The sequence below is a fragment of the Pseudomonas idahonensis genome (genome assembly GCF_037903935.1).
Lineage (GTDB): Bacteria > Pseudomonadota > Gammaproteobacteria > Pseudomonadales > Pseudomonadaceae > Aquipseudomonas > Aquipseudomonas danubii.
Window position 1 is genome coordinate 5,576,556 of sequence record NZ_CP149586.1, and the last position, 13,442, is coordinate 5,589,997.

Annotated in this window: 12 protein-coding genes; all 12 read right to left on the reverse strand. The window is 61.4% G+C overall.

The window, feature by feature from the left end; genetic code table 11:
* Genes WIN67_RS25130 through mraZ form a run of 12 tightly spaced genes read right to left on the reverse strand, consistent with a single transcriptional unit; the run spans position 1 to position 13,357 of the window.
* A complete protein-coding gene (locus tag WIN67_RS25130; RefSeq protein ID WP_102860326.1) occupies positions 1–957 on the reverse strand; it encodes a D-alanine--D-alanine ligase in 957 nt (318 codons plus the stop codon).
* Positions 954–2,408 (reverse strand): UDP-N-acetylmuramate--L-alanine ligase, encoded by a 1,455-nt coding sequence (gene murC, locus WIN67_RS25135; RefSeq protein WP_102860325.1) that lies wholly within the window; start codon positions 2,406–2,408, stop codon positions 954–956. The genes WIN67_RS25130 and murC overlap by 4 nt, the downstream gene beginning before the upstream one ends.
* Positions 2,401–3,471: an undecaprenyldiphospho-muramoylpentapeptide beta-N-acetylglucosaminyltransferase gene (gene murG / locus WIN67_RS25140; RefSeq protein ID WP_339070175.1), complete on the reverse strand. Its 1,071-nt coding sequence runs from the start codon at positions 3,469–3,471 to the stop codon at positions 2,401–2,403. The genes murC and murG overlap by 8 nt, the downstream gene beginning before the upstream one ends.
* Positions 3,461–4,678: a putative lipid II flippase FtsW gene (ftsW, locus tag WIN67_RS25145; protein WP_102860323.1), complete on the reverse strand. Its 1,218-nt coding sequence runs from the start codon at positions 4,676–4,678 to the stop codon at positions 3,461–3,463. The genes murG and ftsW overlap by 11 nt, the downstream gene beginning before the upstream one ends.
* Entirely contained in the window at positions 4,675–6,021 is a 1,347-nt protein-coding gene (gene murD, locus WIN67_RS25150) for a UDP-N-acetylmuramoyl-L-alanine--D-glutamate ligase (RefSeq protein ID WP_339070176.1), read from the reverse strand. The genes ftsW and murD overlap by 4 nt, the downstream gene beginning before the upstream one ends.
* A gap of 5 nt (positions 6,022–6,026) precedes the next feature.
* Positions 6,027–7,109, reverse strand: coding sequence for a phospho-N-acetylmuramoyl-pentapeptide-transferase (gene mraY, locus WIN67_RS25155; protein WP_102860321.1), 1,083 nt, complete (start codon positions 7,107–7,109; stop codon positions 6,027–6,029).
* Complete coding sequence (locus tag WIN67_RS25160) at positions 7,109–8,476, reverse strand: UDP-N-acetylmuramoyl-tripeptide--D-alanyl-D-alanine ligase (RefSeq protein ID WP_102880872.1); 1,368 nt, start codon at positions 8,474–8,476, stop codon at positions 7,109–7,111. Before WIN67_RS25160 ends, mraY begins: the two co-directional genes overlap by 1 nt.
* Positions 8,469–9,932 (reverse strand): UDP-N-acetylmuramoyl-L-alanyl-D-glutamate--2,6-diaminopimelate ligase, encoded by a 1,464-nt coding sequence (locus WIN67_RS25165; RefSeq protein WP_110596350.1) that lies wholly within the window; start codon positions 9,930–9,932, stop codon positions 8,469–8,471. Before WIN67_RS25165 ends, WIN67_RS25160 begins: the two co-directional genes overlap by 8 nt.
* A complete protein-coding gene (locus WIN67_RS25170; protein ID WP_102880874.1) occupies positions 9,932–11,671 on the reverse strand; it encodes a peptidoglycan D,D-transpeptidase FtsI family protein in 1,740 nt (579 codons plus the stop codon). The genes WIN67_RS25165 and WIN67_RS25170 overlap by 1 nt, the downstream gene beginning before the upstream one ends.
* Positions 11,668–11,961: a cell division protein FtsL gene (gene ftsL, locus WIN67_RS25175; RefSeq protein ID WP_102860317.1), complete on the reverse strand. Its 294-nt coding sequence runs from the start codon at positions 11,959–11,961 to the stop codon at positions 11,668–11,670. The genes WIN67_RS25170 and ftsL overlap by 4 nt, the downstream gene beginning before the upstream one ends.
* Entirely contained in the window at positions 11,958–12,905 is a 948-nt protein-coding gene (gene rsmH / locus WIN67_RS25180) for a 16S rRNA (cytosine(1402)-N(4))-methyltransferase RsmH (RefSeq protein ID WP_162884089.1), read from the reverse strand. The genes ftsL and rsmH overlap by 4 nt, the downstream gene beginning before the upstream one ends.
* Positions 12,902–13,357 carry a division/cell wall cluster transcriptional repressor MraZ gene (mraZ, locus tag WIN67_RS25185; RefSeq protein WP_019693566.1) on the reverse strand — a complete coding sequence of 152 codons (456 nt, stop codon included), beginning with the start codon at positions 13,355–13,357 and terminating at the stop codon, positions 12,902–12,904. The genes rsmH and mraZ overlap by 4 nt, the downstream gene beginning before the upstream one ends.
* Between the last annotated feature and the right edge of the window lie 85 nt (positions 13,358–13,442).

A 13,442-nucleotide genomic window follows, 5' to 3' on the forward strand; every position in this document is an offset into this window, starting at 1 on the left:
TTAACCTCTCGCCTCAAGACTGGCTGCCAGGATGGCCAATACCAACTGCTGGAAATCCAGACCGGCCGCACGAGCGGCCATCGGCACCAGGCTGTGGTCGGTCATCCCGGGAGCGGTGTTCACTTCCAGGAACCAGAACTGCCCCTGGGCATCCTGCATCACATCGGCACGCGCCCAACCGGCGATACCGAGCGCCTCACAGGCTTTCGCCGTGAGGTCCATGAGTTCCTGTTCCTTGGCGCTATCGAGGCCGCATGGAATCCGGTACTGGGTATCGGAAGCCAGGTACTTGGCGTCGTAGTCGTAAAACGTGTGGGGAGTACCCAACGCGATCGGTGGCAGCACCTGGCCACGCAGGGTTGCGATGGTGAACTCCGGACCCTGGATCCATTGCTCGACCAACACTTGCGAATCGTAGGTACTGGCCGCCTTCCATGCCTCGATCAATTCGGGCGCGGAAGTCACCTTGGCCATACCGATACTGGAGCCTTCATGAGCCGGTTTGACGATCAAAGGCAGGCCCAGTTCCGCCACCGCGGAAATACAGTCGGCTTCCGAACTCAGGACCGCGTGACGCGGCGTCGGAATACCCAGGCTGTGCCAGACCTGCTTGGTGCGCAGCTTGTCCATGGCCAGGGCCGAAGCGAGGATGCCGCTACCGGTGTAGGGAATCCCCAGGCATTCCAGCAGGCCTTGCATGCTGCCGTCTTCTCCGCCACGGCCGTGGAGAATGATGAAGGCACGATCGATCTTCTCGCTCAAGAGGCGCTGCAGCAGGTCGTCACCGACATCAATGCCGAAGGCGTTCACGCCGCCACTCTGCAAGGCTTCAAGCACGGCCTTGCCGGACTTCAGCGACACTTCGCGCTCGGCGCTCTTGCCGCCATAGAGCACGGCAACGCGACCGAAATCGCTCGGCTTTACGGTGGAGAACAGGTTGGCGTAGGCAGCCGTCATTTCGCCCCCTTGCCAGCGGCCACAGCACCGGCGAACAGCGGGCTGTTGAGCAGTTTTGGCGCCAGGCCACCGATATCACCGGCGCCTTGGCACAGCAGGATGTCACCAGCACGCAGCAGTGGCTTGACCAGCGGTGCCAGGTCGACGCCTCGCTCGATGTAGATCGGGTCCAACTGGCCCCGTTGCCGAATGCTGTGGCACAACTGGCGGCTGTCAGCGCCCGGAATCGGCTCTTCACCGGCCGGGTAGACCTCCATCAACAGCAGCACGTTGGCATCGGCCAGCACCTGCACGAAGTCGTCGTACAGATCGCGGGTACGGCTGAAACGGTGCGGCTGGTAGACCATCACCAGACGGCGCTCCGGCCAACCGCCACGCACGGCCTTGATCACTGCCGCGACCTCGGTCGGGTGGTGCCCGTAGTCGTCCACCAGCATGACGTTGCCGCCTTCCACCGGCAGTTCGCCGTAGACCTGGAAGCGCCGGCCCACACCCTGGAAGCCCGACAGCCCCTGGACAATGGCTTCGTCGCTGATGCCTTCGTCGGTGGCGATGCAGATGGTCGCCAGGGAGTTCAGCACGTTGTGGTTGCCCGGCATGTTCACCGACACGTCCAGCGGCTCGCGGTCACGACGCAGCACGGTGAAGAAGGTCTGCATGCCTTGCTGGCGTACATTGATGGCACGCACGTCGGCTTCTTCGCTGAAGCCGTAGGTCACGGTCGGACGCTTGACCTGCGGCAGGATATCGCGCACCACCGGATCGTCCAGGCACATCACCGCCAGCCCGTAGAACGGCAGGTTATGCAGGAAGTCGACGAAGGTTTTCTTCAGTTTGTTGAAGTCACCGTCGTAGGTCGCCATATGGTCAGCGTCGATGTTGGTGACCACGGCCACCAGCGGTTGCAGATGCAGGAAGCTGGCGTCGCTTTCGTCGGCTTCGGCAATCAGGTAACGGCTGGTGCCCAGCTGGGCATTGGTGCCCGCTGCATTGAGCCGACCACCGATGACAAAGGTCGGGTCCAGACCGCCCGCGGCGAACACCGAAGCCAGCAGGCTGGTGGTGGTGGTCTTGCCGTGCGTACCAGCCACGGCAACGCCGTGACGGTAGCGCATCAGTTCGGCGAGCATTTCCGCTCGCGGCACCACCGGAATACGCCGTTCCAAGGCAGTGGCGACTTCCGGGTTGGAGGTGTTCACGGCGCTGGAAACCACCAGTACATCGGCGTTCGCAGCGTTCTCGGCGCGGTGGCCGATAAAAATCTGTGCACCGAACGACTCCAGGCGCTCGGTGACCGGCGACGCCTTGAGATCGGAACCGGAGACCTGGTAACCCAGGTTCAGCAGCACCTCGGCAATCCCGCACATGCCCACGCCGCCAATACCGACGAAATGGATACGACGGATACGGCGCATTTCCGGTTGCGGCATGGCTTTTTGATTCTCAACCATGGGCCACCTCCAGGCAGATATTCACCACATCGCGGGTGGCATCGGGTTTGGCCAGGCGGCGCGCAGCCTGGGCCATCTTGTCGAGTCGTTCTGGTTGCATCAAAACCTCTGTCAGGCGAGCGGCAAGGTCCGCTGCACCAGTCGTTCTTTGCGGCATCAGGAAGGCAGCACCTTCACGAGCCAAATATTCGGCATTGCGGGTCTGGTGATCGTCGATCGCATGGGGCAAAGGCACCAGCATCGAAGGCAGACCGGCAGCAGCCAGTTCGCTGACGGTCAACGCGCCTGCGCGACAGACCACCAGGTCGGCCCAGCCGTAGGCTTGAGCCATGTCTTTGATAAAGGGCTGCACTTGCGCCTCGACGCCGGCGGCGCGATAGCGCTCTGCAGTGACTTCATCGTGGTTTTTACCAGCCTGATGGAACACCTCCGGACGCAGCTCGGGGGCGACCTGTGCCAGGGCTTCCGGCAATAACTTGTTCAACGGCTCTGCCCCCAGGCTTCCGCCCAGGATCAGCAAACGCGCCTTGCGTCCGGCCAGGGCCTCGCGCGGTGTGTCGAGGAACAGTTCGGCGCGCACCGGATTGCCCGTGGTGCGGCGGCTGCCGGAAGCTCCGAAGGTGTCCGGGAAAGCTTCGCAGACTCGGGCGGCCAACGGCACCAGCAGCCGATTGGCGGTACCGGCCACAGCATTCTGCTCGTGAACGATCACCGGCACCCCCGACAACTTGGCGGCAACACCACCAGGGCCGGTCACATAACCACCAAAACCCAGCACACACACCGGCTTGAGTTGCCGAATGATCCGCCGGGCCTGGAGCACCGCCTTGATCAGGACGAACGGCGCCTTGAGCAGGGACAGCTTGCCCTTGCCCCGCAGCCCGGTGACGTTGATCAAGTGCAGCGGCAGGCCAGCCGCCGGTACCAATTCGTTCTCGATCCCACGGGGAGTACCCAGCCAGTGCACGCTGTAGCCACGGGCCTGGAACTCGCGGGCACAAGCCAGCGCCGGGAACACGTGGCCACCGGTGCCGCCCGCCATGATCAGCACGTTAGCGCCCATGGATAGGCTCCTCGGCAAAGTCACTCTCACTGAACTCCATCTCTTCACTGCCCAGGTGGGTCCTGCTCTCCCATTCGATACGCAGCAACAATCCGAGGCAGGCGCAGCAGATCACCAGCGAACTACCGCCATAACTGAGGAACGGCAGGGTCAGCCCCTTGGTCGGCAACAGACCGACGTTCACCCCGATATTGATCAAGAACTGACCAATCCACAGGAACGACAAGCCATAAGCCACATAAGCGGCAAAATACTGCTTGGCTTTCTCGGCCCACAGGCCGATGTACATGCCGCGTATACAGACGAATACGAACAGCGCCACCGTGCACAAGGAGCCCACGGCACCCAGCTCTTCGGCCAGCACCGAGAACACGAAGTCGGTGTGAGCCTCCGGCAGATAGAACTGTTTCTGCACACTATTGCCCAGGCCCACGCCCAGCCACTCGCCACGACCGAAGGCGATCAAGGCTTGGGACAGCTGGTAACCGGCACCGAACTGGTCCGCCCAGGGGTCGGCAAAGTTGGTCAGACGGGCCATTCGATAGGGCTGCATCTGAATCAGCAAGACAACCGCCGCCACCGCCAGGAGCACCATCAGGGAAAACCGGAACAGCCCGACACCGCCGAGGAACAGCATCGCCGCCGCGGCGCCCATCATCACCACGGTGGCACCGAAGTCCGGCTCCATCAGCAGCAGGCCCGCCATTGGCAGCAGAACGATGAACGGCTTGAAGAAGCCCATCCAGCTTTCACGCACTTCCTTCTGCCGCCGCACCAGGTAGCCGGCGAGGTAAATCACCACGAACACCTTGGCAATCTCGGAGGGCTGAACGTTAAAGAAGCTGAAACCGATCCAGCGCATCGAACCGTTCACTTCACGGCCAATCCCCGGAATGATCACCATCACCAGCAAGCCGAAGGCACCAATCAACATCATCCAGCCCAGGCGCTGCCAGGTGGCGATGGGAATCATCATGGTGACAATGCAGGCCCCCAGGCCCAACACGATGTAGATAAGGTGGCGAATCATGTAATACAGGGCACTGCCCGACTGCGCCGCTGCCACTTCGGTAGAGGCCGATGCAATCATGACCAGCCCCAGGCCGAGCAGCGTCAGGCAGCCGGCGAGCATCGGGAAATCAAGATCGATGCCACGCCCAGTGATGAGCGGTGACGGATATGGCTTGATGATGTTTCTCAGATTCATGCCAGTTCCTCCACGACGCGGACGAACTGGTGACCCCGGTCTTCGTAATTCTTGAACATGTCGAAACTGGCGCAGGCGGGAGATAGCAACACCACGTCGCCAGGCTGCGCGGCTGCGCGGCATTGAGCCACAGCGTCGGCCAGCGAATCGGCACGAATCAGCGGCACGGCATCGCCGATGGCCTCACCGATCTTGTCGGAGTCACGGCCCATCAAGACCACCACGCGGCAGTTGGCCGCCACCGGGTCCCGCAGATCCTTGAACTCGGCGCCCTTGCCGTCGCCACCGGCGATCAGCACGATCTTGCCAGCGATGTCCGCACCCAGGCCTTCGATGGCAGCCAGTGCGGCGCCGACGTTGGTGGCTTTGGAATCGTTGTAATAGCCCACGCCATCCACGTCGCGAACCCACTGGCAACGGTGCTCGAGGCCGGCGAAGGTGCGCAGGGCCGAGAGCATCGCGTCGAACGGCAAGCCGACTGCATGCCCCAGGGCCAATGCCGCCAGGGCGTTGGACTGGTTATGGGCACCACGGATCTTCAGTTCGCGCACCGGCATCAGGTTCTGGAACTCGAAGGCCAGGTACTTCTCGCCATTCTCTTCCCGCAGGCCAAAGCCCTTGAAATCGGGCTTGCCCAGGCCAAAGGTCCAGCACGGCAGGTTCTCGCTCAACAACGGCCGGGACAGCGCATCCTGGCGATTGACCACCACTTGCCGCGCGCCCCGGAAGATCCGGTGCTTGGCCAGGTGATAGGCCGGCAGACCGCTGTAACGGTCCATGTGGTCTTCGCTGATGTTGAGCACAGTGGCCACTTCAGCGCCCAGCTGGTCGGTGGTTTCCAGCTGGAAGCTGGACAGTTCCATCACGTACAGCTCGACATCGTCGCTGAGCAGATCCAGGGCCGGAGTACCCAGGTTGCCGCCCACGGCGACCCGCTTGCCCGCCGCAGCGGCCATCTCGCCCACCAGGGTGGTCACGGTGCTTTTCGCGTTGGAACCGCTGATGGCGACAATCGGCGCCTTCGCGTTACGCGCGAACAGCTCGATGTCACCGGACAATTTCACGCCACGGGCAGCAGCGGCCTGCAGGGCCGGGGTCGCCAGGGCCAGGCCGGGGCTCACGTAGAGCTCGTCGGCACGGCACAGGAACTCGACGTCCAGCTCGCCACAACGCACCTCCACCTGCGGGTAGTCACGACGCAACGTGGCCAGCTCAGGTGGACTCTCCCGCGTATCGGCCACCGCAAAAGCCACGCCCCGGTTCGCCAGGAAGCGAACCAGGGACATGCCGCTCTTGCCGAGGCCGACAACGATGCGGAAGTGGTCAGAAGCGATCAGAGACACTCGTTCTACCTCAGCTTCAGGGTGGCAAGGCCGATCAACACGAGGATCACGGTGATGATCCAGAAGCGGACAATCACGCGAGGCTCGGGCCAGCCCTTGAGTTCAAAGTGGTGGTGGATCGGTGCCATGCGGAACACACGGCGACCGGTCAATTTGAAGGAAGCGACCTGGATCACCACCGACAGGGTCTCCATCACGAACACGCCGCCCATGATGAACAGGACGATTTCCTGACGGACGATCACCGCAATGGTGCCCAGGGCCGCGCCCAGCGCCAGTGCGCCGACGTCGCCCATGAAGACTTGTGCCGGATAGGTGTTGAACCACAAGAAACCCAGGCCGGCACCGATCAGCGCACCGCAGAAGACGATCAGCTCGCCCGCCCCCGGTACGTAAGGAATCAGCAGGTATTCGGCGAACTTCACGTTACCCGACAGGTAGCAGAAGATCCCCAGCGCGCCGCCGACCATCACGGTCGGCATGATCGCCAGGCCATCGAGGCCGTCGGTCAGGTTGACCGCGTTACTCGAACCGACGATGACGAAGTAGGTCAGGACCACGAAACCGATGCCCAGAGGAATACTCACGTCCTTGAGCATCGGAATCAGCAGGGTGGTTTCCACCGGACTCTGTGCGGTCATGTAAAGGAAGATCGCGGCGCCCAGGCCGAACACCGACTGCCAGAAATACTTCCAGCGGCTGGGCAAGCCACGGGAGTTCTTCTCGATCACCTTGCGGTAGTCATCGACCCAACCGATGGCGCCAAACGCCAGGGTGACCACCAGCACTACCCACACATAGTGGTTGCGCAGGTCGGCCCAGAGCAGCGTGCTGATACCGATGGCGGAAAGAATCAGCGCGCCGCCCATGGTCGGCGTACCGGACTTGGACAGGTGGGACTGCGGACCGTCATTACGCACGGCCTGGCCGATCTGCCGGTTTTGCAGAGTACGGATCATCCACGGACCCAGGCACAGCGCCAAAGACAGCGCAGTCAGTACCCCGAGAATCCCGCGCAGGGTCAGGTACTGAAAGACCGCGAAGCCTTTGTAGAACTGTTGCAGGTACTCCGCTAGCAGCAGCAGCATCAATGTTTCTCCGTGCTCGAGCCGCACAAAGCCGCGACGATGTTTTCCATCACCGCGCTGCGCGATCCCTTGATCAAAATGGTGGTATTTGGGTCTTGCTCGACGTCCAGGGCGGCAATCAGATCAGCCTGGCTGGCGAAGTGGCGCGCGTGTTCGCCGAATGCGGCAACGGCATGAGCCATCATCGGGCCTACGGCGTAGAGGGCCGAAACCTTGCCAGCGGCATATGCACCTACTTCGCGGTGCCCCTGCTCCGCCCACTCGCCCAACTCGCCAATGTCTCCGAGCACCAGGACGGTGCGGCCGGAAAAGCCGGCGAGTATATCAACGGCGGCACACATTGAGGTGGGGTTTGCGTTGTAAGTGTCATCGATCACCCGCATGCCGTTCTTGGACAGTTGGGCAACGGTGCGGCCCTTGACCGGCTGCACAGCGTTCAGGCCAGTGACGATGCCGAACAGCGAGACACCCATGGCATGGGCTGCGGCAGCAGCAGCCAGGGCGTTGGCCACGTTATGGGTGCCAAGCAGGTTCAGTTGCACCCTATCCACGCCCTTTGGGCTGTGCAATGTGAAGGACGGGCAACCACGGGCATCACGACCGATATCCGAGGCATGGAAATCTGCTGCGCTGTTGTCCAGGGCAAAGCTCAGCACCTGGCGACCGGCGGCTCGGGTCTTCCAGATTGGGAAGGCCTTGTCGTCCAGATTGAGCACCGCTATCCCGGCGCTATCGAGCCCCTCGAGAATCTCGCCCTTGGCTTCGACGATTTTCTCCGGGCCGCCGAACTCACCGACGTGAGCGGTACCTGCATTATTGATGATCGCCACATGGGGGCGAGTCATGGCCACGGTGTAGGCGATTTCGCCGATGCGTGACGCACCCAGCTCGATCACCGCAGCGGTGTGTTCGGGGGCCAGTTCCAGCAGTGTCAGCGGCGCGCCCAGATCATTGTTCAGGTTGCCCCGGGTTGCCAGCACTGGACCACGGGTACGCAGAATGCTGGCCAGCATCTCCTTGACCGTGGTCTTGCCGCTGGAACCCGTCACCGCAGCTACCGGCTGGGTAAAGGCGCCACGATTCAGAGCGCCCAATTGGCCGAGGGCCAGACGGGTATCCTTGACCAGCAACTGAGGCAGGGTGCTGTCGGGAACTTCACGTTCAACCAACGCGGCTACGGCACCTTTGCCTGCCACTTCGTTCAAGTAGTCATGGCCGTCAAAACGGGGGCCCGTCAAGGCAACGAACAACTGGCCCGCCTGAATCGCCCGGCTATCGATACTGACACCACTGAAACGCACGTCGCCCGCGATCAAGCGGGCATCCAATGGGGCCGATACTTCACTGAGCAGCAAGGCTTTAAGCATGTGCCACCTCCCATGCGGTCAAGGCCTTGTCGGCTTCAGCAAGGTCGGAGAAGTCATGGCGCTGGCCATTGATCTCCTGATAATCCTCATGGCCCTTACCCGCCAGAACCACCACATCGTCTGCCGATGCGGCGGCGATCAATCGAGCAATGGCGAGGCCACGACCGGCAACAAAATCGACCTTATCTACCGCGCTGAAACCAGCACGGATGTCGTCGAAGATCTGCGCAGGGTCTTCGCTGCGTGGGTTGTCATCGGTGACCAGCACACCATCTGCCAGGCGCTCTACCACCTCGGCCATCAGCGGACGCTTGCCACGATCGCGGTCACCGCCGCAGCCGAACAGGCAGAGCAGACGCCCCTTGGCGTGAGGGCGCAGGGCCAGCAATACTTTTTCCAGGGCATCCGGAGTGTGGGCGTAATCCACGACCACCAGGGGCTGAGTACCACCACCCAGGCGTTGCATGCGCCCGGCAGGACCTTCGAGCTTGGGCAGCACGGCGAGAATTTCGTCCAGTGCATACTCCAGGCCCAACAAAGCACCGACCGCAGCCAGCACATTGCTCAGATTGAAGCGTCCGAGCAGAGCGCTGCGCAGATGGTGCTCGCCCTGCGGAGTCACCAGGGTTGCGCGAACGCCGTCGTCGTCGAAGGTCGCCTCACGGCAATACAGATAAGCAGAGGCATCCTCGAGACTGTAGGTAATCAGCCGTGACTCGTGCTTGTCCGCTGCCAGTTGCCGGCCGAACTCATCATCGAGATTGATCACCCGGCAACGCAGGTCGGTCCAGTTGAAGAGCTTCGCCTTGGCTGCGCCATAGGCTTGCATGGTTCCGTGGTAATCCAGATGGTCACGGGACAAATTGGTCAGCACCGCAACATCGAAAGCCAGGGCCGCCACGCGCCCCTGATCCAGACCATGGGACGAGACTTCCATGGCCACCGCCTTGGCGCCGGCGTTTTTCAGGTCAGCCAGGGTCGCCTGCACAGCGATAGGGTTAGGCGTGGTGTGCAAGCCACTTTCCAGCGCGCCATAGAAGCCAGTACCCAGCGTGCCCACCAAACCACAACGCTGGCCCAGCAGATCCAGTGCCTGAGCCACCAACTGGGTGACGCTGGTCTTGCCGTTGGTACCGGTCACGCCCAGCAGATTCAGCTGGCGGCTTGGATCACCATAAAAGCGTCCGGCAATATCCGACAGCTGCGCCGCCAGGCCCTTGACTGGAATCAGCGGCACATCAGTCAGCGGCAATACAGTTGCGCCTTCCACCTCATAGGCCACTGCAGCAGCACCGCGCTGCAAGGCGTCGGCAATATGCGCACGGCCGTCAAACTTGGCGCCGGGTACCGCCAGGAACAAATCACCGGCACGTACATTGCGGCTGTCCAGCGTCAACTCGCGGATCAGCAGATCGCGACCAGCGTGGGCGAATATCTTGTTCAGGCTAAGAGACATTAGCCGCGCCCTCCATTAGCTCGTACTGGGGTACCGGGCACCGCATTGGCCTGTTGCGTGGCCGGCAGATTATCCGGAGTGATGTTCATCAGGCGCAGGGTGCCGGACATCACTTTGCTGAACACCGGAGCCGATACCAGGCCACCGAAGTAACCGGCCTTGCTCGGCTCGTCGATCACCACCACGATGGCATAACGCGGATCGCTCATCGGGCCGAAACCGGCAAACAGCGAACGATAGGAATTCTCGGCATAGCCTTTGGTGCCGACCGAAGTCTTGCGCGCGGTACCGCTCTTGCCAGCCACGTGATAGGCCGGAACCTGGGCACGGAACACGCCCCGGGGCGCCTCGATCACCTGCTGCAGCATGCCCTGCATAGTCTTGGCGACGTTTTCCGGAATCACCTGGGCGGTTTGCGGGGTCTTGTCGGATTTGATCAGCGTCAGTGGAGCGATCCGACCGTTGTTGGCCAACGCGGAAAACGCGTGGACCAGCTGGATCGCGGTCACCGAGAGGCCGTAGCCATAAGACAGGGTCGCGGTTTCAGCCTTGCGCCATTCACGGTAGTTCGGCAGGTTGCCGACTCGCTCGCCAGGGAAGCCCAGGCCGGTGTCCTGACCCAGGCCAATCTTCTGTGCCAGACGAAAAATGGCTTCACCACCGATATCGAAGGCGATCTTGCTCATGCCGACGTTACTGGAGTTGATCAGGATGCCGGTCAGATCAAGCACCGGCCCTTCGGTCTTCGACACGTCACGAATGGTGTATTTACCCAACTGCAGGGTGCCCGGATAGACCTCGACAGTATCGCTGGGCTTCCAGCGCCCGGTTTCCAGAGCGGCACTCATGGAGATCGCCTTCATGGTCGAGCCAGGCTCGAACACGTCGATCATCGCGCGGTTACGCATCATCGCCGGCTGCAAATTGCGGCGGTTGTTCGGGTTGTAGGTCGGCTGGTTGACCATGGCCAGGATCTCGCCAGTCTTCACGTCCATGATCACCAGGCTGCCGGCCTTGGCGCCATTTTCGACAATGGCATTGCGCAGCTCACGGTTGGCCAGGTACTGCAGGCGCAGGTCAATCGACAACGCCAAGGGCTTGCCGGCCTTGGCGTTCTTGGTGACTTGGACATCCTTGATCAATCTGCCGCGCCGGTCCTTGATCACCTGGCGCTTGCCGGGAACACCGGCGAGCCATTCGTCATAGGCCAGCTCGACCCCTTCGCGGCCACGGTCGTCAATGTCGGTAAAGCCAACCATGTGCGCGGTCACTTCGCCGGCCGGATAGAAGCGCCGGAACTCCTCAATGCCATAGACGCCCGGCACCTTCAGATCGAGCACCGCCTGGCCCTGCTCCGGAGTCAGGCCCCGGACCAGATAGATGAATTCTTTATTGGCCTGAGCTTCGAGACGCTCAGTCAGCGCCTTGGGGTCCTGACCAAGAGCCATGGCCAATGCTGGCCAGCGGTCCTTGGCCAACTGCATTTCCTTGGCATTGGCCCAAAGCGTGGTCACTGGCGTACTCACGGCCAGAGGCTCGCCATTGCGGTCGGTGATCAGGCCACGGTGAGCGGGAATAGGGATGTGCCGGACACTGCGCGCATCGCCCTGCCCCTTGAGGAAGTCACGGTCGACCACCTGCAGATCGATAATGCGCCAGCCAATCGCCGACACCATGATCGCCAGCAGACCCAGCACCACACGGAAACGCCAGGGGTAGAGAGCGCCTTCAAGTTTCATGGCGCCACCATGCGGACTTCAGCCGCGCCAGGGATATGCATTTTCAGCTGTTCGGTGGCCAGCACTTCGATCCGGCTATGAGCGGTCCAGGTGCTTTGCTCGAGAATCAACCGTCCCCATTCGGCCTGGGCCTTGTCACGCACACTCAACTCGCCATACAGCGTATTGAGTAATTGACGATTCCAGTGGGCGCTGTAGGTAACCGCAATCGCGGAGACCAAAACGCCAACGAATAGCAGAAGCATGAAAAAGCTTCCGCCTGGAAGAGGCTTGGCGAAGAGCTTGCTCACCGAAGCTTCTCCGCAACACGCATGACCGCACTACGGGAACGGGGATTGGCTTTGAGCTCGGCCTCGGAGGCGAACTGCGCTTTGCCATGAATCTTGATTTTCGGCACGAAGGCTTCGAAACGTACCGGCAGGTTGCGCGGCAGATTGTCGGACTCGCCCTTCACCAGGCGTCGCATGAACAATTTGACGATGCGATCTTCCAGGGAGTGGAAGCTGATCACCACCAGGCGACCACCCACTTCCAGCGACTCCAGCGCCGCTTCAAGGCCAGCCTCGAGATCGCCCAGTTCGTTGTTAACGTGGATGCGCAATCCCTGGAAAGCCCGAGTAGCAGGATTCTTGCCCTTCTCCCAGGCAGGATTGGCGACTTTCAACACTTCGGCCAGATCGGCGGTGCGTTCGAAGGGCTGGATTTCACGACGCTCGACCACGGCCCGCGCCATGCGCCCGGAGAAGCGCTCTTCGCCGTACTCCTTGAACACACGGGCAATTTCCTCGACGGGCGCGGTGGCAATGAACTGCGCAGCGCTGATGCCACGAGTCGGGTCCATGCGCATGTCCAGAGGGCCATCATTGAGAAAGCTGAAGCCGCGCTCAGGATCGTCCAGCTGTGGAGAAGACACGCCAAGATCCAGCAGAACACCGCTGACCTTGCCTGCCAGGCCGCGCTCCGCGACCTCCGAACCCAACTCGGCAAAACTGCGCTGTACAACGACAAAGCGGCCGTCTTCGGCCGCTAGCGCTTGCCCGGTGGCAATCGCTTGGGGGTCCTTATCAAATCCGAGGAGCCGGCCCTCCGTTCCGAGCTTGCTGAGAATCAAGCGGCTATGCCCGCCACGGCCGAAGGTGCCATCCAGATAGCAGCCATCAGGGCGCACGGCGAGAGCCTCGACGGCTTCGTCAAGCAGCACGGTGATGTGGTTAAAGCCGCTATCAATAGTCACAGGATCAAATCACGCAGTTCATCAGGCATCGCGCCCGGTTGTTGAATAGCCGCCAGGTCAGCCGCAGAAACAGCATCCCAGGCATCCTCGTCCCACAATTGGAACTTGTTCAGTTGGCCCACCAGCATCGCGCGCTTATCCAACTTGGCATATTCACGCAGGCGCGGTGGCACCAGAAAACGACCACTGCCATCGAGTTCAAGATCGACGGCATTACCAATCAGCAAACGCTGCAAACGACGGTTTTCTTCGCGAAGCGAAGGCAATGCGCGCAGTTTGGTTTCTATCAGCTCCCACTCATCGAGGGGGTAAACACACAAACAAGGATCAACAGCGTCGATAGTGACGATTAATTGCCCGGAACTTCGCGAAACGAGCTCGTCACGATACCGGCTCGGCATGGCGAGACGGCCCTTCGCATCGAGACTGATAGCGTTAGCTCCGCGAAACACGTCAGCGTTTCTCCAAATTTTAGCGTTTTACGCTCAAAAAACCCACTTCATGCCACTTTCTGCCACTTGCGCACACTATAGGAAT

Coding starts and splice junctions, on each gene's coding strand:
- WIN67_RS25160 (WP_102880872.1), bottom strand. CDS start 8,476: ATGCTTAAAGCCTTGCTGCTCAGTGAAGTATCGGCCCCATTGGATGCC.
- WIN67_RS25165 (WP_110596350.1), bottom strand. CDS start 9,932: ATGTCTCTTAGCCTGAACAAGATATTCGCCCACGCTGGTCGCGATCTG.
- murC (WP_102860325.1), bottom strand. CDS start 2,408: ATGGTTGAGAATCAAAAAGCCATGCCGCAACCGGAAATGCGCCGTATC.
- mraY (WP_102860321.1), bottom strand. CDS start 7,109: ATGCTGCTGCTGCTAGCGGAGTACCTGCAACAGTTCTACAAAGGCTTC.
- WIN67_RS25170 (WP_102880874.1), bottom strand. CDS start 11,671: ATGAAACTTGAAGGCGCTCTCTACCCCTGGCGTTTCCGTGTGGTGCTG.
- ftsW (WP_102860323.1), bottom strand. CDS start 4,678: ATGAATCTGAGAAACATCATCAAGCCATATCCGTCACCGCTCATCACT.
- murG (WP_339070175.1), bottom strand. CDS start 3,471: ATGGGCGCTAACGTGCTGATCATGGCGGGCGGCACCGGTGGCCACGTG.
- WIN67_RS25130 (WP_102860326.1), bottom strand. CDS start 957: ATGACGGCTGCCTACGCCAACCTGTTCTCCACCGTAAAGCCGAGCGAT.